Annotated in this window: 18 protein-coding genes; 8 read left to right on the plus strand and 10 right to left on the minus strand. The window is 71.3% G+C overall.

The window, feature by feature from the left end; translation table 11 throughout:
• Nucleotides 1-44 precede the first annotated feature (44 nt).
• The 4 genes from rlmN (at nt 45) to ACZ5VC_RS09645 (ending at nt 5,176) form a co-directional block, all read left to right on the plus strand.
• Complete coding sequence (rlmN, locus tag ACZ5VC_RS09630) at nt 45-1,151, plus strand: dual-specificity RNA methyltransferase RlmN (protein ID WP_469119497.1); 1,107 nt, start codon at nt 45-47, stop codon at nt 1,149-1,151.
• Between the two features lie 229 nt (nt 1,152-1,380).
• Nucleotides 1,381-2,478 carry a thiamine ABC transporter substrate-binding protein gene (locus tag ACZ5VC_RS09635; protein WP_469119498.1) on the plus strand — a complete coding sequence of 366 codons (1,098 nt, stop codon included), beginning with the start codon at nt 1,381-1,383 and terminating at the stop codon, nt 2,476-2,478.
• A 56-nt stretch (nt 2,479-2,534) separates the two neighbouring features.
• Nucleotides 2,535-4,151, plus strand: coding sequence for an ABC transporter permease (locus ACZ5VC_RS09640; protein WP_469119599.1), 1,617 nt, complete (start codon nt 2,535-2,537; stop codon nt 4,149-4,151).
• Complete coding sequence (locus ACZ5VC_RS09645) at nt 4,151-5,176, plus strand: ABC transporter ATP-binding protein (RefSeq protein WP_469119499.1); 1,026 nt, start codon at nt 4,151-4,153, stop codon at nt 5,174-5,176. Before ACZ5VC_RS09640 ends, ACZ5VC_RS09645 begins: the two co-directional genes overlap by 1 nt.
• 86 nt (nt 5,177-5,262) lie before the next feature.
• On the opposite strand, the gene ACZ5VC_RS09650 is transcribed toward ACZ5VC_RS09645, so the two are convergent.
• The 6 genes from ACZ5VC_RS09650 to ACZ5VC_RS09675 all read right to left on the minus strand — a co-directional run bounded on the left by ACZ5VC_RS09650 (nt 5,263) and on the right by ACZ5VC_RS09675 (nt 12,138).
• Entirely contained in the window at nt 5,263-6,201 is a 939-nt protein-coding gene (locus tag ACZ5VC_RS09650) for a DMT family protein (protein WP_469119500.1), read from the minus strand.
• 122 nt (nt 6,202-6,323) lie between these two features.
• Complete coding sequence (locus tag ACZ5VC_RS09655; RefSeq protein ID WP_469119501.1) at nt 6,324-7,499, minus strand: LOG family protein; 1,176 nt, start codon at nt 7,497-7,499, stop codon at nt 6,324-6,326.
• A 743-nt stretch (nt 7,500-8,242) separates the two neighbouring features.
• Nucleotides 8,243-9,370, minus strand: a complete 1,128-nt coding sequence (locus ACZ5VC_RS09660; protein ID WP_469119502.1) for a hypothetical protein — start codon at nt 9,368-9,370, stop codon at nt 8,243-8,245.
• Nucleotides 9,352-10,086 (minus strand): ABC transporter ATP-binding protein, encoded by a 735-nt coding sequence (locus ACZ5VC_RS09665; RefSeq protein ID WP_469119503.1) that lies wholly within the window; start codon nt 10,084-10,086, stop codon nt 9,352-9,354. Before ACZ5VC_RS09665 ends, ACZ5VC_RS09660 begins: the two co-directional genes overlap by 19 nt.
• 196 nt (nt 10,087-10,282) lie before the next feature.
• Nucleotides 10,283-11,662 (minus strand): aspartate aminotransferase family protein, encoded by a 1,380-nt coding sequence (locus ACZ5VC_RS09670; protein ID WP_469119504.1) that lies wholly within the window; start codon nt 11,660-11,662, stop codon nt 10,283-10,285.
• Nucleotides 11,647-12,138, minus strand: coding sequence for an Lrp/AsnC family transcriptional regulator (locus ACZ5VC_RS09675; protein ID WP_468706440.1), 492 nt, complete (start codon nt 12,136-12,138; stop codon nt 11,647-11,649). Before ACZ5VC_RS09675 ends, ACZ5VC_RS09670 begins: the two co-directional genes overlap by 16 nt.
• A 205-nt stretch (nt 12,139-12,343) precedes the next feature.
• Here ACZ5VC_RS09675 and ACZ5VC_RS09680 point away from each other — a divergent pair, with 205 nt between their 5' ends.
• Nucleotides 12,344-13,780, plus strand: coding sequence for a gamma-aminobutyraldehyde dehydrogenase (locus ACZ5VC_RS09680; RefSeq protein ID WP_469119505.1), 1,437 nt, complete (start codon nt 12,344-12,346; stop codon nt 13,778-13,780).
• A 155-nt stretch (nt 13,781-13,935) separates the two neighbouring features.
• Here ACZ5VC_RS09680 and ACZ5VC_RS09685 read toward each other — a convergent pair whose 3' ends face one another.
• Together ACZ5VC_RS09685 and ACZ5VC_RS09690 are read right to left on the minus strand one after the other, a co-directional pair.
• Nucleotides 13,936-14,511 (minus strand): TetR/AcrR family transcriptional regulator, encoded by a 576-nt coding sequence (locus ACZ5VC_RS09685; protein ID WP_469119506.1) that lies wholly within the window; start codon nt 14,509-14,511, stop codon nt 13,936-13,938.
• Nucleotides 14,508-14,870 carry a DUF1304 domain-containing protein gene (locus ACZ5VC_RS09690; protein WP_469119507.1) on the minus strand — a complete coding sequence of 121 codons (363 nt, stop codon included), beginning with the start codon at nt 14,868-14,870 and terminating at the stop codon, nt 14,508-14,510. The genes ACZ5VC_RS09685 and ACZ5VC_RS09690 overlap by 4 nt, the downstream gene beginning before the upstream one ends.
• Nucleotides 14,871-15,077: 207 nt before the next feature.
• Here ACZ5VC_RS09690 and ACZ5VC_RS09695 point away from each other — a divergent pair, with 207 nt between their 5' ends.
• The 3 genes from ACZ5VC_RS09695 to ACZ5VC_RS09705 are packed head-to-tail and all read left to right on the plus strand — an operon-like array spanning nt 15,078 to nt 17,350.
• Nucleotides 15,078-16,241 (plus strand): polyamine ABC transporter substrate-binding protein, encoded by a 1,164-nt coding sequence (locus tag ACZ5VC_RS09695; RefSeq protein WP_469119600.1) that lies wholly within the window; start codon nt 15,078-15,080, stop codon nt 16,239-16,241.
• 11 nt (nt 16,242-16,252) lie between these two features.
• Nucleotides 16,253-16,774 carry an HXXEE domain-containing protein gene (locus ACZ5VC_RS09700; protein WP_469119508.1) on the plus strand — a complete coding sequence of 174 codons (522 nt, stop codon included), beginning with the start codon at nt 16,253-16,255 and terminating at the stop codon, nt 16,772-16,774.
• Between the two features lie 30 nt (nt 16,775-16,804).
• The gene (locus ACZ5VC_RS09705; protein ID WP_469119509.1) at nt 16,805-17,350 is read left to right on the plus strand and encodes a hypothetical protein; all 546 of its coding nucleotides are present in this window, start codon (nt 16,805-16,807) and stop codon (nt 17,348-17,350) included.
• A 165-nt stretch (nt 17,351-17,515) separates the two neighbouring features.
• Here the strand turns inward: ACZ5VC_RS09705 and ACZ5VC_RS09710 are convergent, their stop codons facing one another.
• Together ACZ5VC_RS09710 and ACZ5VC_RS09715 are read right to left on the minus strand one after the other, a co-directional pair.
• On the minus strand, nt 17,516-18,307 hold the full coding sequence (locus ACZ5VC_RS09710) for an SAM-dependent methyltransferase (protein WP_469119510.1): 792 nt from the start codon (nt 18,305-18,307) through the stop codon (nt 17,516-17,518).
• Nucleotides 18,304-18,996, minus strand: coding sequence for a glycerophosphodiester phosphodiesterase (locus ACZ5VC_RS09715; protein ID WP_469119511.1), 693 nt, complete (start codon nt 18,994-18,996; stop codon nt 18,304-18,306). Before ACZ5VC_RS09715 ends, ACZ5VC_RS09710 begins: the two co-directional genes overlap by 4 nt.
• Nucleotides 18,997-19,010 lie beyond the last annotated feature (14 nt).

The following is a 19,010-nucleotide window of genomic DNA, read 5'->3' on the forward strand; positions in this document are numbered from 1 at the left end:
CAGCCGCGGGCCGGGCGAAATCGATCTGCGACACTGGTAGGACCATGCCCAAGCCCGGAGAACTCACTTTCGTCGCGCCCCGCGGAGCCAAGAAGCCGCCGCGGCATCTCGCCGACCTCACGCCCGCCGAGCGCAAGGAAGCCGTCGCCGCCATCGGCGAGAAGCCGTTCCGCGCCAAGCAGCTGTCGACGCACTACTTCGCGCGGTACGCCCACGACCCCGCCGAGTGGACCGACATTCCCGCCGCGGCCCGCGAGAAGCTCGCCGGGGAGCTGCTGCCCGACCTGATGTCCGTGGTCCGGCACGTCTCGTGCGACGACGACACCACCCGTAAGACCCTGTGGCGGCTGCACGACGGCACGCTCGTCGAGTCGGTGCTCATGCGCTACCCGGACCGGGTCACCATGTGCATCTCCTCGCAGGCCGGCTGCGGAATGAACTGTCCGTTCTGCGCCACCGGCCAGGCCGGACTCGACCGCAATCTGTCCACCGCCGAGATCGTGCACCAGATCGTCGACGGAATGCGCGCGCTGCGTGACGGCGAGGTGCCCGGAGGCCCGGCGCGGCTGTCGAACATCGTCTTCATGGGCATGGGTGAGCCACTCGCCAACTACAAGCGGGTGGTCGGCGCGATCCGGCGTCTGACCGACCCGGAGCCGGACGGGCTGGGGCTCTCCCAGCGCGGGATCACCGTCTCCACCGTCGGTCTGGTCCCGGCGATGCTGCGCTTCGCCGACGAGGGCTTCAAGTGCCGTCTCGCCGTCTCGCTGCACGCCCCCGACGACGAGCTTCGCGACACCCTGGTCCCCGTGAACACCCGCTGGAAGGTCCGGGAGGTGCTGGACGCCGCCTGGGAGTACGCGGAGAAGTCCGGGCGCCGGATCTCCATCGAGTACGCGCTGATCCGCGACATCAACGACCAGGCGTGGCGGGGTGACCTGCTCGGCCGGCTGCTGAAGGGCAAGCGGGTCCATGTGAACCTGATCCCGCTGAACCCGACGCCCGGCTCCAAGTGGACGGCGTCCCGTCCCGAGGACGAGAAGGCCTTCGTCGAGGCCATCGCCGCCCATGGCGTGCCGGTCACCGTGCGTGACACCCGTGGTCAGGAGATCGACGGAGCATGTGGACAGCTGGCCGCCTCTGAGCGGTGACCTTGTAGTCTGGGCTCGAACACATCTGCATATTCCGACAGGGGAGCGCCACAGCGCTGAGAGTGCGGCACACGCTTTTGAACCAGCACCGTGGCCGCAGACCCTCTGAACCTCGCCCAGGTCATTCTGGGTAGGAAGTTCGGTCGTAACTCGAGCTGTTGCGCCCTGCCCGCCGGGAGCCCCCGGCGGGCAGGGCCGCGTCTCTTCCTGGTCAACCCAGGAGGAATCAGTGAGCACCACCAAGAAGATCGCGGTCGGCGCGCTGGCCACGGCGCTGGGCGTCACGACGCTCGCCGCGTGCGGCGGCACGTCCAAGGACGAGGACGCCGCGTCCGGCGGTACGAAGTCCAAGACGGTCACGCTCGTCAGCCACGACTCCTTCAACGCGTCCAAGGACGTGCTGGCGCAGTTCACCAAGGAGACCGGCTACACGGTCAAGGTCCTCAAGAGCGGCGACGCCGGCGAGGCCGTCAACAAGGAGATCCTGACCAAGGGCTCCCCGCAGGGCGACGTCTTCTTCGGCGTCGACAACACCCTGCTGTCCCGCGCCCTCGACAACGGCCTCTTCGTCCCGTACGAGGCCAAGGGCCTGGAGCGGGTCCCGGCGGACCTCCAGCTCGACAAGGACAAGCACCGGGTCACGCCGATCGACTCCGGCGACATCTGCGTCAACTACGACAAGAAGTACTTCGCCGACAAGAAGCTCAGCCCGCCGCAGAGCTTCGACGATCTCGCGAAGCCCGCGTACAAGAACCTTCTCGTCGTCGAGAACCCGGAGCGGTCCTCCCCGGGTCTCGGGTTCCTGCTCGGCACGGCCGCCCAGTACGGCGACTCCGGCTGGCAGGACTACTGGAAGAAGCTGAAGGACAACGGCGTCAAGACCGTCGACAGCTGGGAGCTCGCCTACAACCAGGAGTTCTCCGGTTCCGCGGGCGGAAAGAAGGCGAAGGGCGACCGGCCGCTGGTCGTCTCGTACGCCTCGAGCCCGCCCGTCGAGGTGCTGTACTCCGAGCCGCAGCCCACGGTCGCCCCGACCGGTGTCTCCACCGGCACCTGCTTCCGGCAGACCGAGTTCGCCGGTCTGCTGGACGGCGCGAAGAACGAGGCCGGCGGCAAGGCGCTCATCGACTTCCTGATCAGCAAGAAGTTCCAGGAGGACATGCCGCTGCAGATGTTCGTGAACCCCGTGGTCAAGGACGCGAAGCTGCCCGAGCTGTTCACCAAGCACGGTGTGGTGATCGACAAGCCGCAGACCATGGCCCCCGAGAAGATCGCCAAGAACCGTGACCAGTGGATCCAGTCGTGGTCCTCTCTCGTCCTGAAGTAGGCAAGGCACCGGCCTCGGCCGCGTCCCTGAAGGGAAGCGCGACGCGGCTCGGCCTGATGGCCGTGCCCGTCGCGTTCTTCGCGGTGTTCTTCGCCTGGCCCGTCGCCGCGATCGTCGGGCGCGGCCTGAAGAGCGACGGGGTCTGGCAGTTCGGGCGGGCCGGCGAGACGCTCGGCCGCCCGGACATCGTGGACGTGCTCTGGTTCACCACCTGGCAGGCCTTCGCCTCCACCGCGTTGACCCTGCTGGTCGCGCTGCCCGGCGCGTACGTCTTCGCCCGCTTCGACTTCCCGGGCAAGCGGCTGCTGCGCGCCGTGGTCACCGTGCCGTTCGTGCTGCCCACCGTGATGGTCGGCACCGCGTTCCTGGCGCTGGCCGGGCGCGGCGGGCTCCTCGACGAGCTGTGGGGCGTGCGGCTCGACTCCGGGGTGTGGGCGATCCTGCTCGCCCATGTGTTCTTCAACTACGCGGTGGTCGTCCGGACCGTCGGCGGCCTGTGGTCCCAGCTCGATCCCCGCCAGGAGGAGGCCGCGCGGGTCCTCGGCGCCTCCCGGTTCGCCGCCTGGCGGCAGGTGACGCTGCCGGCGCTCGGCCCGGCCGTCGCCGCCGCCTCGCTGATGGTCTTCCTCTTCACCTTCACCTCCTTCGGCGTCGTACAGATCCTCGGCGGACCCGCGTACTCCACGCTGGAGGCGGAGATCTACCGGCAGACCGCGCAGCTGCTCGACCTGCCCACGGCGGCCGTGCTGACGCTGGTCCAGTTCGCCGCGGTCGGCGCGATCCTCGGCGTGCACGCCTGGACCGTGCGGCGGCGGGAGGCCGCGTTGAGGCTCGTCGACCCGGAGCGCACCGCGCGGCGCCCGCGCGGAGCGGGCCAGTGGGCACTCCTCGGAGGCGTCCTCGTCTCCGTCGGCCTGCTGATCCTGCTGCCGCTGGGCGTCCTGGTCGAGCGGTCCCTGGCCGGTCCCGACGGGTACGGCTTCGCCTACTACCGGGCTCTGCAGTCCGTCGACGAGAGCGGGGGCACCTTCCTGGTGCCGCCGTTGGAGGCGATCTGGAACTCGCTCCAGTACGCCCTGGTCGCCACCGTCATCGCCGTGTTCGTCGGAGGGCTCGCCGCGACCGCGCTCACCAGCAGGGCCGGGCGGCTGGTGCGGGGCTTCGACGCGCTGCTGATGCTTCCGCTCGGGGTGTCGGCCGTCACCGTCGGCTTCGGGTTCCTGATCACGCTCGACGAGCCGCCGCTCGATCTGCGCGCCACCTGGATCCTGGTGCCGCTCGCCCAGGCGCTGGTCGGCGTCCCCTTCGTCGTACGGACCATGCTGCCGGTGCTCCGGGCCGTGGACGGGCGGCTGCGCGAGGCCGCCGCGGTGCTCGGCGCGTCGCCGCTGCGGGCATGGCGCGAGGTGGACCTGCCCATGGTGCGAAGGGCCGTGCTGATCGCTGCAGGGTTCGCGTTCGCCGTGTCACTGGGCGAGTTCGGCGCCACGGTCTTCATCGCACGGCCGGACCGGCCGACGCTTCCGGTGGCCGTGGCGCGGCTCATCGGGCGGCCCGGGGAGCTCAACTACGGGCAGGCGATGGCCCTTTCGACGATTCTGATGCTGGTGTGCGCGGTGGCTCTGCTGGTTCTGGAGCGCCTGCGTACGGACCGCACGTCCGGGGAGTTCTGATGGCGTTGCTTCATGTGTCGGACGTGACCGTACGGTTCGGGGACCGGGCCGTGCTCGACGCCGTCGACCTGGAGGTCGCCGAGCACGAGATCGTGTGCGTGCTCGGGCCGAGTGGCAGCGGCAAGTCGACGCTGCTGCGTGCTGTCGCCGGGCTCCAGCCGCTGGACGGCGGACAGGTGCTGCTGGGCGGCACCGACCAGCGAGGCGTGCCGGTCCACCGGCGCGGGCTCGGGCTGATGTTCCAGGACCATCAGCTGTTCCCGCAGCGGGACGTCGCCGGCAATGTCGCCTTCGGGCTGCGGATGCGCGGTTTGGGTAGGGCCGAACAGGCTGAGCGCGTACGGGAGTTGCTGGACCTCGTCGGGCTGCCCGGCGTCGGACGGCGGGCCGTCGCCGAGCTGTCCGGGGGCGAGCAGCAGCGCGTCGCCCTCGCGCGGGCGCTGGCGCCCCGGCCCACCCTGCTGATGCTCGACGAGCCGCTCGGCCAGCTCGACCGCACCCTGCGCGAACGGCTCGTCGTCGAACTGCGGCAGCTCTTCGGACGGCTCGGCACGACCGTGCTCGCCGTCACCCACGACCAGGGCGAGGCGTTCGCGCTCGCGGACCGGGTCGTGGTGATGCGCGACGGGCGGATCGCGCAGACCGGGACGCCGCTGGAGGTCTGGCAGCGGCCCGCCTGCGAGTTCGTGGCCCGTTTCCTCGGGTTCGACAATGTCGTCGAGGCGACGGTGAGCGGTGAGGTCGCCGACACGGTCTGGGGGAAGATCCCCGTGCCGCCCGGATCCCCCCAGGGCGAGCGGAAGGTCCTCGTCCGCCCCGCCGGGGTGCGGATGGGGGACCGGGAGGAGGGGCTGGCCTGCACGGTCGAGTCCCGCACCTTCCGGGGCAGCCACGTCGCCGTGCTCCTGCGCCCCCTCGACGGGCCGCCGCTGGAGGCGGAGTGCGCGCTGTGGGACGCGCCCCGGGAAGGGGTGGTGGTGGGCGTGACGTTCGAGGCCGAGGAGGTCGTGGCGCTCGACGCGTGAGGAGGGCGGGGCGGGAGGCTTCATCGCGGGGGCGCCGCCGGCCGCGCGGGGGCTACCGGTGGCGTACGGGGGCGCTCGCGCGAGGACTACCTGTCGCGTACGGGGGCGGTGAGCGCGGGCTCGGGTGCGCCGGGGGCTTCGGGAACGGGTGCTGCTTCCGGACCGGTCTCCTCCGCTCCGAACCAGGCCACCGCGACCGCTCCCGCCACCGCCAGGACGAAGCCGGCGACGGCCGGCCAGGCGAAGCCGGGACGGGACGCGTCGCCCAGCCACCACACGCCGATCATGCCCGGAAGGACGGTCTCGCCGACCACCAGCGCCGCCGTCGCGCCGTTCACCGAGCCGATTTGCAGGGCGACCGTGTGCAGATACATGCCACCGATGCCGGCGACGAGGATCGCGTAGAGGGCCGGGTCCGACAGCAGGGTGCCGGGGTCGAAGGGCTCGACGCCGTTCAGTACGCGCACGCCGACGCCCAGCGCGCCGAAGCCGAGACCCGACAGAAGGCCGGCGAGGATCGCCGCGCGAGCGCCGAGCAGCCGCACGGCGAGGGTGCCGCCGGCCATCAGCAGCAGCGAGATCGCCAGCAGCCACCAGTGGGTGGCGACCGGGGTGTGGCCGCTTCCCTCGGTACCCGCCGCGCTCGCGAGCAGGACCAGGGCCGAGCAGACGACGGCGATCGACGCCCACTCCCGGCGGGTCAGCCGGATCCCCAGCAGCTTGACGCTCAGCATCGCGGTGATCACCAGGTTGGCGCTGATCACCGTCTGCGACAGGAACAGCGGGAGCAGCCGGGCGGCCAGCGCGCCGAGCCCGAATCCGATGAAGTCGAGGATGGTACCGACGATGAATTCCCAGGTCATAGCGGCTTTGGCGGTGGAGGACAGATTCGGCCCGCCGTGCTGGGTGACGCCTGAGGAGGCCGCCTCACGGCGGGCGGACCTGCGGGAGCCGACGGCCTGCAGGACCGATCCCGTGCCGTAGCAGATCGAGGCCGCGACAGCCGTCAGGAGTCCAATGAGCACCGATAGCTCCGTTCACGTCGGGGTCGGTCAGGGGTTCGCCCTGTTCGTTCCGACTGGCAGACGCGGGATTCGGCGTGCGCGTTGCCTCCGTGACGGAAATACGTGGTCAGCGGGGCACCGGGTCAGCGGTCCGGCGTGCTCGGCGTGTCCGGTGTGGCGGGCGTGGCGGGCGTCAGGGACCGCAGGGCGTGCGGTGCCTCGTCCACCGAGTCGACCAGGGCGATCCGGGCGGCCATCGGGCGTTCGGCGGCCAGTGCTTGCAGCAGGGGCCAGGCGGGGAGCCGCTCGGTCCAGTGGGCGCGGTTCACCAGGACCATCGGGGTCGGCTCGCCCCGGGACTCGTAGTAGTTGGGAGTGCTGTTGTCGAAGATCTCCTGGACCGTGCCGGCCGCGCCCGGAAGGAAGATCACGCCGGCGTTGCAGCGGGCGAGCAGGCCGTCCTCGCGGGTGGCGTTGGCGAAGTACTTGGCGATGTGGCCGGCGAAGGCGTTCGGCGGCTCGTGGCCGTAGAACCAGGTGGGGATGCCGACCGAGTCACCGCCCTTGGGCCAGCGGGCGCGCACCTCGAAGGCGGCGCGGGCCCACTCGGTGACGGAGGGCGCGAACGAGGGCGCCTTGGCGAGGAGTTCGAGGGCCTCGTCCAGGACGTCGTCGGGGTACGGGGCGGTGTACGCGCCGAGGTTCGCGGCCTCCATCGCGCCCGGGCCGCCGCCGGTGGCGACGGTCAGCCCGCTCCGGGCGAGCGACCGGCCGAGCCGGGCGGCCCCGGTGTACGCGTCGGTGCCGCGGGCCATGGCATGGCCGCCCATGACGCCCACGACCCGCGCGCCGACGAGGAGTTCGTCGAGGGCGTCGGAGATCGCGTCGTCGTGGATCGAGCGGAGCATCGACGCGAAGATGTCGCCGTCCGCCTTGGTCCGCTGGAACCAGGCGTAGGCGAGGGCGTCGGGCGTGGCGTCGTAGCCCTCGGGGTCGAGACCGGCGAAGAGCTCGTCGGGGGAGTAGAGCAGTCCGCGGTACGGATCGAACGGCACATGCGGCACGGGCGGAAAGACGAGCGCGCCGTCGGCGCGTACCTTCGCGGCGGCCTCGGGCTGCATGGGGCAGCCGAGGAAGACGGCGCCGGTGGTGTCGCGGGAGAGCAGCGCGAAGGTGCGGTCGGTGAGATCGATCGACTGCAGCCGGTACCCGACGAGCGAGCCGCGGTGGACGACGGCGTCGAACTCTTCCAGCGTCTCCACCTCCCGGTCGTGGCCGTGAGGGGAGGCGGGCTCGGTGGGTTCGTAGGGGTGCGCCATGCGGCCACGATAGGCCCTGACCGGGCCCGCCTTCGGCGGGGTCGGCGCGGGACGGTGCGGTGCCGGTGCTGGCCGTGGACGTGCGGCGGCCGGACCCGCGTGGGTCGGCTGCCTGCCGCTGAGGCGCGGTATTGGCGAGGGCTTGTCGGCGGGGGGCGACCGTGCGGCCCGGCCGCCGTTGCGGCGCCGGGTTGCCGGGCGCGGGCAGGACCAGTGGCGGGGTTGCCGCACGGCGGCCCGGGCGGCTAGGCGCGGTCGTGGTGGCGGCGCGGGCCGACCCCCGGCCGATTGTGCGCGGTCGCCCGCGGGGCGGGCCTGTCCCCGGGCGGCCCGTCCGTCGGCCCGGGGTCGCGTACTGCCCCGCGTGGCGGCCCGGCCGACTCGGTGCGGTCGCTCCGGCCGGGCGGGACCACCCCGCGGGTGCCGGCCCGGCCGACTGGGCGGGGTCGCGGTGGCGGCGCGGACCCCCGGGGGGCGCGGGCTACCCCCGGCAGGCTGGGCGCGATTGCCCCGGCGAGGGCGGGACTACCCTCGGGCGCCGACCGGGCCGACTGGGCGCGGTCGCGGTCGCGGTCGTGGTGGCGGCGCGGCCGGCCCCCGGCCGATTGTGCGCGGTCGCCCGGCGGCGTGGACCTCCCCCCCGCACGCCGGCCCGGCCTGCTGGGCGCCGTCCGGGTGGCCGCGCGAAGCCTCCCGTCATCGCGGGCCGGACCCGCGCCGCCGGGGCGCCCCGACCGCCCGGTTCACCCCTTCAGCGGGACCGCCGCCAGGGCCGATACCGCCCACGTCAAGGGGGCGAAGACCAGCAGGAGGGTGCAGGCGCGCATCGTTGCCGCTGTGCGCAGGGCCGTGGGTGGGGCGCCCATGCGGAGGAGGGAGGCGGTGGCCTCCGAGCGGGCCTGCTTGGATTCCAGGGCCGCGGTCAGGAGGGTCGCCGTCGTGCACGCCAGTACGAGCGTGCCGCCCAGGCCCGTCAGCGGGCCGAAGGGGGAGTGGAGCGTCGTCGCGGCGAGGCCGCCGGAGACGACCGCGCACACCACGCCCAGCGGGCGGCCGATGCGGCGGGCCTCGGTCATCAGGACGCGGCCCGCGAGGAGGCGGGTGGCGCCCGGGCGCATCGTCTGGAGGAGACGGCCGCACAGATGGGTGACGCCGGGGCCCGCGACCGCCAGGCCCAGCGCCGTGAGGGCCCACCCCGCGAGGACGCCGGCCGGGCTGCCGTCGTAGTCGCCGGGCAGCGGCGTCGAGGCGTTACCGGCGTTGCGGCCCGCGTAGGTCTCCACCGCCAGGCCCACCGCCAGCAGCGCCACGCCCCACGGCAGGCCCGCGGGCGCGGCCGGCGGGCGGTCGTCCGGCAGGGGCCTGCGGGGCCGCAGTGCCACCGCCGCCGCGGCCGACGAGAGGACCGGCACCAGCGCCAGCAGGGTCAGCGCCGCGCCCAGCGGCAGGGGCTGGTCCGCGGCCAGCAGTTCGGCCCCCGCGCCGTCGAAGGGGAAGCCGGTGATGTCCCCCCGCAGATGCAGGTAGAACATCAGCGCGACCGCGGAGCCGAGGGTGCAGGAGACGGCGGTCGACGCGGCCGCGACGGCCGTCAGCCGGCCGGGGCCGAGCCCGACGGCCGAATAGCCGGGCCGTGGCTGGGTGGTGGGATCGGTCCGGGCCACGGCGACGGCGAAGTACACGGCCGTGGCGAGCGGGACCATGCACCACAGCAGCCGCGCCCAGGACATCGCCGGGTCGGTGGGGTGGCCCATGGCGTATCCGAGGGTGCACAGCAGCAGGAATCCGACCCCCGCGCTGGCGGCGGCGACCAGGAGCCGCCGCAGCAGGACGAGGGGGTGGCTGCCACGGGCTAGACGGAGAGCGAGCACTCGGCGATGCCCTCCGCCCCGGTCGGCCGACCGCCTGAGGAGTTCACGCGCCGCCCGTCGAGCAGCGCCACCGTCCGGTCGCCGAGCGTGGCGATCTCCGCGTCGTGCGTGGCGAGGACCACGGTGATGCGGTGCGAGCGCGCGGCGGTGGTGAGGGTGCGCAGGATCTGCGCCCCGTCCGCCCGGTGGAGCGTCGCCGTCGGCTCGTCCGCGTACAGCACGGACGGAGTGGTGACCAGTGCCCGGGCCAGGGAGATCCGCTGGCGCTCGGCCTGGAGCAGGGCGTGCGGCCGCTTGGCCGCGCACCCGCCGATGTCCAGCCGCTCCAGCCACTCCATGGCCGTCGCCTTGGCGGCGCGCCGGGAGGAGCCGCGCAGCAGCAGCGGCAGGGCGGCGTTCTCCCAGGCGTTCAGTTCGGGGACGAGCTCGGGCTCCGGGCCGATCCAGCCGAAGCGCTCGCGGCGCAGCCGTTCGCGCTGGAGGGGGCTCATCGTGTGCACGGGGCTGCTGTTGAACCAGACTTCGCCCTGTTCGGCCACGAGCCGGCCGGACAGGCACTTCAGGAGTGTGGTCTTGCCCGAGCCGCGCGGGCCGGTCACCGCGAGGATCTCTCCCTCGCGGATGCCGAGGGAGACACCGCTCAGCGCGGGTGAGCCGCTCAGCGAGCAGTGCAGGGAACGCGCCCAGAGTACGTCGTTGTCAGGCGGGGCCACCATGGCGTACACCTCGGTATCTCGGTATCAGATCTGATCTGTCTTCCCCCGTCCGGGGGAACGAAGGGCGGGCCGATCGGTCACTGGGCACCGTAAGGATTCAGATCCGGGTGTACGGACAGCACGCGGCCCGGGTACGCCCCATCCACTCGGATGGAGGCATACCCGGGCCGTCACGCCGCGAGGGTCGGCGTGAAGATCAGAGCTTGGTCCAGGCCTCGGTGAGGGTGGCCCGGAGGATCTGCTCGATCTCGTCGAAGGTGGACTGGTCCGCGATCAGCGGCGGAGCCAGCTGGATGACCGGGTCGCCACGGTCGTCGGCACGGCAGTACAGACCGTTCTCGTACAGCGCCTTGGAGAGGAAGCCGTAGAGCACGCGCTCGGTCTCCTCGTCCGTGAAGGACTCCTTGGTGACCTTGTCCTTGACGAGCTCGATGCCGTAGAAGAAGCCGTTGCCGCGGACGTCTCCGACGATCGGCAGGTCGTGCAGCTTCTGCAGCGTCGAGAAGAAGTTGCCCTCCTGGTCCAGCACGTGCTGGTTCAGGCCCTCCTTGTCGAAGATGTCGAGGTTGGCGATCGCCACGGCGGACGAGACCGGGTGGCCACCGAAGGTGTAGCCGTGCAGGAAGGTGTTGTCGCCCTTGTAGAACGGCTCGGCGAGACGGTCCGAGACGATGCAGGCACCGATCGGGGAGTAGCCCGAGGTCATGCCCTTGGCGCAGGTGATCATGTCCGGCACGTAGCCGAACTTGTCACAGGCGAACATCGTGCCCAGACGGCCGAAGGCGCAGATCGTCTCGTCCGAGACGAGCAGCACGTCGTACTGATCGCAGATCTCACGGACGCGCTGGAAGTACCCGGGCGGCGGCGGGAAGCAGCCACCGGCGTTCTGCACCGGCTCCAGGAAGACGGCCGCGACGGTCTCGGCACCCTCGAAGAGGATCTGCTGCTCGATCTGGTCGGCGGCCCAGCGGCCGAAGGCCTCGGGGTCGTCGCCGTGGATCGGGGCGCGGTAGATGTTGGTGTTCGGCACCTTGTGCGCGCCGGGGACCAGCGGCTCGAAGGGGGCCTTCAGGGCCGGCAGGCCGGTGATGGACAGGGCGCCCTGCGGGGTGCCGTGGTAGGCGACCGCGCGCGAGATGACCTTGTACTTGGTGTGCTTGCCCTGCAGCTTGAAGTACTGCTTGGCGAGCTTCCAGGCGGTCTCGACGGCCTCGCCGCCACCGGTGGTGAAGAAGACCTTGTTCAGGTCACCGGGGGCGTACTGCGCCAGACGCTCGGCGAGCTCGACGGCCTTGGGGTGCGCGTACGACCACACGGGGAAGAACGCGAGCTCCTGGGCCTGCTTGTACGCGACCTCGGCAAGTTCCTGGCGGCCGTGTCCGGCGTTGACCACGAACAGGCCGGCGAGACCGTCGAGGTAGCGCTTGCCCTTGTCGTCGAAGATGTAGGTGCCCTCACCACGCACGATGGTGGGTACAGGCGAGTTCTCGTACGACGACATGCGGGTGAAGTGCATCCACAGGTGGTCGTAGGCGGTCTTGGAGAGGTCCTTGCTCACGGCTATCGGGTTCCCCACATATAGGTCTGCTTCTTGAGCTTGAGGTAGACGAAGCTCTCGGTGGAGCGCACGCCGGGGAGGGTGCGGATGCGCCTGTTGATCACATCCAGCAGGTGGTCGTCGTCCTCGCAGACGATTTCCACCATCAGGTCGAACGAGCCCGCGGTCATCACCACGTACTCGCACTCGGCCATCTCGGTCAGTGCGTCGGCGACCGGATCCAGATCACCCTCGACGTTGATGCCGACCATCGCCTGCCGCCGGAATCCCACGGTGAGCGGGTCGGTGACGGCGACGATCTGCATGACTCCCTGGTCGAGCAGCTTCTGGACGCGCTGCCGCACGGCCGCTTCGGAGAGGCCCACGGCCTTGCCGATGGCGGCGTACGGACGGCGACCGTCCTCCTGGAGCTGTTCGATGATCGCCAGGGAGACGGCATCGATCGTCGGGGACGAACCGTTTCCGGTCCTGGATTCTGCGCTTCGACTGGCCACACCTTCACTCTGCACCGAGACTCGTCTGTCACGCAACCCCAAACCGATGAAATTCGTTGTTGAAGGATCGTGATCTTACTGAATCCGAAGTTGTGGGGCGTCGGGACTGTCGAAAGCGTCCCCTGAGCGACTAGGGTGGGATGTCTCATCCCTCGGACACTCCGAGGGCATCCGAGCTAGGACAGAACGACAGGAGGGCTGGCACGTGACCACCGAGCTGCGCCGGCTGCGTAACTACATCAACGGGGAATTCCGGGACGCCGCCGACGGGAGGACGATCGACGTCGTCAACCCGGCCACGGGCGAGGTGTACGCCACGTCGCCGCTGTCCGGTCAGGCCGACGTCGACGCCGCGATGGACGCCGCCGCGGCCGCGTTCCCCGCATGGCGGGACAGCACCCCGGCCGAGCGCCAGAAGGTACTGCTGAAGATCGCGGACGCCTTCGAGGAGCGGGCCGACGAACTCGTCGCCGCCGAGGTCCAGAACACCGGCAAGCCGGCCGGCCTCACCGCCAGCGAGGAACTGCCGCCGATGGTGGACCAGATCCGCTTCTTCGCCGGCGCCGCCCGGATGCTCGAAGGCCGTTCGGCCGGCGAGTACATGGAGGGGATGACCTCCATCATCCGCCGCGAGCCCATCGGCGTCTGCGCCCAGGTGGCGCCGTGGAACTACCCGATGATGATGGCCGTGTGGAAGTTCGCCCCGGCGCTCGCCGCGGGCAACACGGTCGTCCTCAAGCCGTCCGACACGACCCCCGCGTCGACCGTCCTGATGGCCGAGATCATCGGGCAGATCGTCCCCAAGGGCGTCTTCAACGTCCTGTGCGGCGACCGCGAGACGGGCCGCGCAATGGTCGAGCACCCGACCCCGGCGATGGCCTCCATCACCGGTTCCGTACGGGCGGGCATGCAGGTCGCCGAATCGGCGGCCAAGGACGTCAAGCGCGTCCACCTGGAGCTGGGCGGCAAGGCGCCGGTCGTCGTCTTCGAGGACACCGACATCGCCAAGGCCGTCGAGGACATCTCGGTGGCGGGCTTCTTCAACGCGGGCCAGGACTGTACGGCCGCGACCCGCGTGCTCGTCCACGAGTCCATCCACGACGAGTTCGTGTCCGCCCTGGCCAAGGCCGCGGCCGACACCAAGACCGGCCAGCCGGACGACGAGGACGTGCTCTACGGTCCGCTCAACAACGCCAACCAGCTCAAGCAGGTCACCGGCTTCATCGAGCGGCTCCCCGCGCACGCCAAGGTCGAGGCGGGCGGCCACCGGGTCGGCGACAAGGGCTACTTCTACGCCCCGACCGTCGTCTCCGGCCTCAAGCAGGACGACGAGATCATCCAGAACGAGGTCTTCGGCCCGGTCATCACCGTCCAGCCCTTCCGTGACGAGGAGCAGGCGCTGGAGTACGCGAACGGCGTCGAGTTCGCCCTCGCGTCCTCGGTGTGGACCAAGGACCACGCCCGGGCGATGCGGATGTCGAAGTCGCTGGACTTCGGCTGTGTGTGGATCAACACCCACATCCCGCTGGTCGCCGAGATGCCGCACGGCGGATACAAGAAGTCCGGCTACGGCAAGGACCTGTCCGCGTACGGCTTCGAGGACTACACGCGCATCAAGCACGTGATGACGTCGCTCGGCTGACGGTTCCTCACCCGCACGACGAAGCGGCCCCGGCGATCCATCGCCGGGGCCGCTCCCGTACGCGCCCGTCGGGTCCCGCCGAGGGTGTGCCGCCGAGCCGAGTCCCGCCGAGGACGTCCCGCCGATTCCTGCCGGGGATTCCCCGCGCGGCCGCCTCAGGCGCGGTGCAGGGCAAGCAGTACGCGCCAGACCTGGCCGGCCATGTCCCGCGCATGGTCGTCCGGACTCCCGTCCGGCTCGCCGAGCAGGCCGTTGATCCAGTCCGCCAGCAGCCCAGTGAAGGTGGCGGCCACTGCCGAGGCCATCAGCTCGGCGTTCGGGGAGCCCGCCAACCGCCGTTCGAGCAGGCTGCGTTCACGCAACTCGCGGTGGAGCAGCTCGCCGAGCGGGCCCCCGCCGCCCGGCCGCAGCAGCGCCCGGTAGAGGGCCGCGCGTGGCGCGACGCCGGCGAAGAAGGCGAGCAGCGCCGGCGGTGGCGCGTCCGGGCCGGGCGTTCCGCGCCAGGCGTGCAGCGCCTCCACCGCGTCCCGGACCACCTCGGCGCAGGCGTCCACGGCCAGGGCCCGCAGGTCCGGGTAGTGGAGATAGAAGGTGGCCCGGCCGACGCCGGCGCGGCGCACCAGGGCGGCCACCCCGACCTCGTCGAGCGGGCGTTCGGCGCACTCCTCCAGCAGGGCGAGCCGCAGCTTCTCGCGGGTGCGGGCGGCCCTCGGATCGGCCGCCGCGCTCATCCGGCCGCCAGGACGGCGGCCAGGGCGAGCGCCCCGGGCAGGGCCTGGGCGACGAGGATGCGCCGGTTGGCGGTCGCGCCGCCGTAGATCCCGGCGACCACCACGCAGCCGAGGAAGAAGATCTGCACGCGGTACCCGGTCGGGTCGGCGGCGATCAGGCCCCAGACCAGACCGGCGGCGAGAAAGCCGTTGTACAGGCCCTGGTTGGCGGCGAGGGGAGCGGTGGCGCGGGCCATCTCCGCGTCGAAGCCCGAGAGCCCGCGCCCGGGCGCCCGCTCCCACAGGAACATCTCCAGCACCAGGATGTAGAGGTGCAGGGCGGCGACCAGACCGACCAGCACATGCGCGGCCACGTTCATCGGGGACGTCCTTTCTGGACAGGTGTCCATCAAGTATAGACACACGTCCAGGAGACACACGTCCAGGAGTGGAGGCGAAGCGAGGGGGCGAGGCGAGGGGGCGACAGGGTGTCGTCCGAGCGGCACCCCGCCGGGACGCTGCGTCCATTGCCGCTCCCCCGCGGCCCCCGGCATCCTTCCCAGGTGCGAGCGCTCCCGAATGAACTCGTGTCCCGGCGGTCCCTCCTGCGCGGCCTCGGCGCCTCGGCGGCCGGAGCGGCTCTCGCCGGATGCGGGGTGCCGGCCGCCTACGTCGAGCCGGGCGACCGGGGCGGGCGGGACCTTTCCGCGCACGACAGAACGCTCGACTTCGCCAACTGGCCGCTCTACATCGACACCGATGACGACGACACCTCCGCGCGCCCCACGCTCGCCGCCTTCACCGGGCGGACCGGGATCTCCGTCCGCTACACCGAGGAGATCAACGACAACGACGAGTTCTTCGGGAAGATCAGCCCGGCTCTGATGAACCATCAGGAGACCGGCCGCGATCTCGTGGTCATCAGCGACTGGATGGCGGCCCGGTTCGTACGCCTCGGCTGGGTGCAGGAGATGGACCGCTCCCGGCAGCCGAACATCACGCGGTACCTCGACCCGCAGCTCGCCTCACCCGCGTTCGACCGGGGGCGTACGTACAGCGTGCCCTGGCAGTCCGGGATCACCGGAATCGCCTACAACCGCGAGAAGCTCGGCCGGGAGATCAAGTCCACCCAGGACCTGTGGGTCCGGGACCTGCGCGGCAAGGTCACCCTGCTGTCCGGGCTCGACGAGTCCTTCGCGCTGTTGATGCAGGGTCAGGGTGTCGACGTGACCCGGTGGACCGCCGACGACTTCCACGACATGTGCGAGCGGATCGAGGGGCTGGTGCGTGACAAGCACATCCGCCGCTTCACCGGCAACGACTACATCAAGGACCTCTCGACCGGCGATGTCCTTGCCTGCCAGGCGTACTCGGGCGATGTCATCCAGCTCCAGGCCGACAACCCGGAGATCGAGTTCGTGGTCCCGGAGGAGGGCGCCGAGCTCTGGGCGGAGAGCCTGATGATCCCCAACCTCGCGCGCCACAAGGCCAATGCCGAGCAGCTCGTCGACTACTACTACGAGCCCGAGGTCGCCGCCGAACTGGCCGCGTGGGTCAATTACGTGTGTCCCGTCCCGGCCGCCCGCGACGTCCTCGCCGGCTCCAAGGACAAGGAGCTCGCGGCGCTCGCCGAGGATCCGCTGATCTTTCCCGACGACGCGATGCGCCAACGTCTCGCGATCGCCAGGGACATCACCTCCGAGGAGCGAGCCGCGTTCGCGAAGCGATGGAACTCGATCGTCGGCCTGTGAGTTCTTCCGCCATGAACTCGACTGTCAGCTATGGCCTGTTGGCCGCCTGGGCGCTGCACGACGCAGAGGAACTCGTCTTCGCCCCGCGCTGGGTCCGGGAGAACCTCCCCGTCCTGCGCGAACGCTTCCCGGCCGTCCCCGAGAAGGTGTGGAAGACCATGGAGGCCGTGGACGAGCGGGAGTTCGCCGTCGCGGTCGGCGTCATGGGGGCGGTCGTGGCCTCCGCCGCCGTCGCCGGCCACCGCTCCGGCGGCCGGTCCGCCTTCTACCAGGGCGCCCTCAACGGCTTCGGTCTGCACGGTCTGGTGCATCTCGCCCAGGCCGCCGCCGTCCGCGGCTACACCCCGGGATCGGTGACCTCGCCGCTGCTCGTCGTTCCCTTCACCCTCTGGGCGCGGGGCCGCCTGCGGCGCGCGGGCGTCCTGAAACCGGCGCGGGCGCGCGATGTCGTCACGGGTCTGGCCGTGGCCGCGGGTGCCACCGTGTTCTCGCACGCGGTCGCCCGCAAGGTCGGCGGACACCCCCGTTTTTGAACGCGTTCATACGAGGCGTACGCTGCGGACATGAGCGAGACCGACGGGCCGAGAGCCCTCCTGCGGCACATCCGCGTGTGGTTGGCCGTCTTCATCGTCTGCCTGGTGCTGAGCGGGCTGACGGCCTTCCCCCTCGTCACCGAACTGCGGCTGGTGGAAGACGCGTTGAAGTCCTGGGCGGCGCCGGCCGCCGACGCCTTCCCCGGACTCCTTCAGTGGATCGAGCGAGTCCGGGCCGGCCTCGACGTCACCGACGCAGAGCACCCCTTCCTGCTGTACGGCACCGACTGGCTGGCCTTCGCGCACCTCGTCATCGCCGTGGCCTTCTACGGCCCCTACCGCGACCCTGTCCGCAACATCTGGGTGATCGAATTCGGCATGATCGCCTGCGCCGGGATCATCCCGCTCGCCCTGATCTGCGGGCCGATCCGCGGCATCCCCTTCTGGTGGTCGGTCATCGACATGTCCTTCGGGGTCTTCGGGGTGATCCCGCTGCTCGTCGTGCGTCGCATGATCAAGCGGCTGGAGACGCGGACGCGGGCTGCCGGGGGGCAGCCCGCGCCCGCGGCCGGCTGAGCCGCCGGCGGCGCGAACCCGGTGTCCACGACCCCTGGATGCGACCCGTTTCCATGGCCCATGTCCATGGCCCATGTCCATGGCCCTTGTCCATGACCCGCGGATGCGCCCCGGGCAGGGCCTGGACGGACCGCCACCGCCCTCGTATCCCCCCGTGGACGTCCGCTACGGCTTGCGGCCCACCGCGCCGAACTGCGCCACCTCGGACGTCGACGCGAACCGCCAGCGCGCGCAGGAGACGACGCCCGGCTCCAGGATCTCCAGGCCGTCGAGGAACGAGGTGAACTCCGCCCGGGTACGGGCCGTGATCGGCGGGGTCGCGTTCTCGTTCCAGAACGCCATCGCCGCCACGTTCCCCTCGCCGCCGAGTTCCGGCTCCAGCGTCGGATGGGTGAGGACGAGATGGCTGCCCGAGGGCATCGCGTCCATCAGCGTCCGCACGATGGCCCGCGCCTCGCCGGTGTCCAGGACGAAGTTGAGGATGCCCAGCATCATCACCGCGACCGGCTGCTCCAGGTCCAGCGTCGCCGCGGCCCCTTCGAGGATCTTCCGCGGCTGGTGGGCGTCCGCGTCGAGGTACTCGGTGACACCCTCCGGGGAGCTGGTCAGCAGGGCGCGCGCGTGCGTCAGGACGATCGGGTCGTTGTCCACGTAGACGACGCGCGCCTGCGGGGCGATGCGCTGCGCGACCTCATGGGTGTTGTCGACGGTGGGAAGCCCCGTACCGATGTCCAGGAACTGCCGGATCCCCGCCTCGCCCGCGAGATGCGTCACCGCACGGCCCAGGAAGGCCCTGTCCGCGCGCGCGACTTCGCCGATGCTCGGGTACATCCCGGTGACCCGGTCGCCGACCGCCCGGTCCACCGGGTAGTTGTCCTTGCCGCCCAACCAGTAGTTCCAGACCCTGGCGTTGTGCGCGATGTCGGTACGGATGCGGCCGTTCGTCGGATCCGTCACGTCGGCGATCCCTTCCGCAGTACGGCGGTCAGTGCGTCCACACGGTTGGTGGTGATCGCGTCCACCCCGTGCGCGATCAGCCTGCGCATGGTGCGTCTGGTGTCCGCGGTCCACGCCGAGACCAGCAGCCCGTCCCGGTGCACCCGCTCGGCCAGCTCCCGACTCACCAGCCCGAAGCGGTAGTTGAGCCAGCGCGGCTTCACCGCGTCGAGCAGCGCGGGACGCGCCGGCGCCAGGGTGTCCCAGGTGAGCGCCAGCACGGCGCCGGGATCGGCGGCCCGCACCTGGAGCATCGCGGTCGGGCCGCCCGTGTAGGACGTACGCTCGCCGGCGCCGCACTCGCGGACCGTGCCGACGATTCGGCGGACGGCGGCCTCCGTCGCGCCCGGCAGATCGAGCATCAGGGGAGACGGGCCGGCGGCGAGCAGCGCCTCGCGCAGCGTCGGGACACCGCCCCCGGTCAGCCCCGTCACCTCGGCGTGGGTCAGGGCGCCGAGCGGACGGTCGTGGCCCCACAGCCGCTTGAGCGTGTCGTCGTGCAGCAGCACGGGCACGCCGTCGCGGGTGAGCCGGACGTCGACCTCGACGATGTCCGCGCCCTTCCCGATCGCGGAGGCGATCGAGAAGAGCGTGTTCTCGCGGGCCCGGTAGGGGTCGCCGCGGTGGGCTACGACGGTGACGGTGCGCATGGCCCCCATTGTCG

This window comes from Streptomyces sp. NPDC033174 (assembly GCF_055577795.1).

Coding starts and splice junctions, on each gene's coding strand:
- ACZ5VC_RS09685 (WP_469119506.1), bottom strand. CDS start 14,511: ATGAGCGCGGCGGCCGATCCGAGGGCCGCCCGCACCCGCGAGAAGCTG.
- ACZ5VC_RS09665 (WP_469119503.1), bottom strand. CDS start 10,086: ATGGTGGCCCCGCCTGACAACGACGTACTCTGGGCGCGTTCCCTGCAC.
- ACZ5VC_RS09705 (WP_469119509.1), top strand. CDS start 16,805: ATGAGCGAGACCGACGGGCCGAGAGCCCTCCTGCGGCACATCCGCGTG.
- ACZ5VC_RS09700 (WP_469119508.1), top strand. CDS start 16,253: ATGAACTCGACTGTCAGCTATGGCCTGTTGGCCGCCTGGGCGCTGCAC.
- ACZ5VC_RS09715 (WP_469119511.1), bottom strand. CDS start 18,996: ATGCGCACCGTCACCGTCGTAGCCCACCGCGGCGACCCCTACCGGGCC.
- ACZ5VC_RS09645 (WP_469119499.1), top strand. CDS start 4,151: ATGGCGTTGCTTCATGTGTCGGACGTGACCGTACGGTTCGGGGACCGG.
- ACZ5VC_RS09640 (WP_469119599.1), top strand. CDS start 2,535: ATGGCCGTGCCCGTCGCGTTCTTCGCGGTGTTCTTCGCCTGGCCCGTC.
- rlmN (WP_469119497.1), top strand. CDS start 45: ATGCCCAAGCCCGGAGAACTCACTTTCGTCGCGCCCCGCGGAGCCAAG.
- ACZ5VC_RS09655 (WP_469119501.1), bottom strand. CDS start 7,499: ATGGCGCACCCCTACGAACCCACCGAGCCCGCCTCCCCTCACGGCCAC.
- ACZ5VC_RS09690 (WP_469119507.1), bottom strand. CDS start 14,870: ATGAACGTGGCCGCGCATGTGCTGGTCGGTCTGGTCGCCGCCCTGCAC.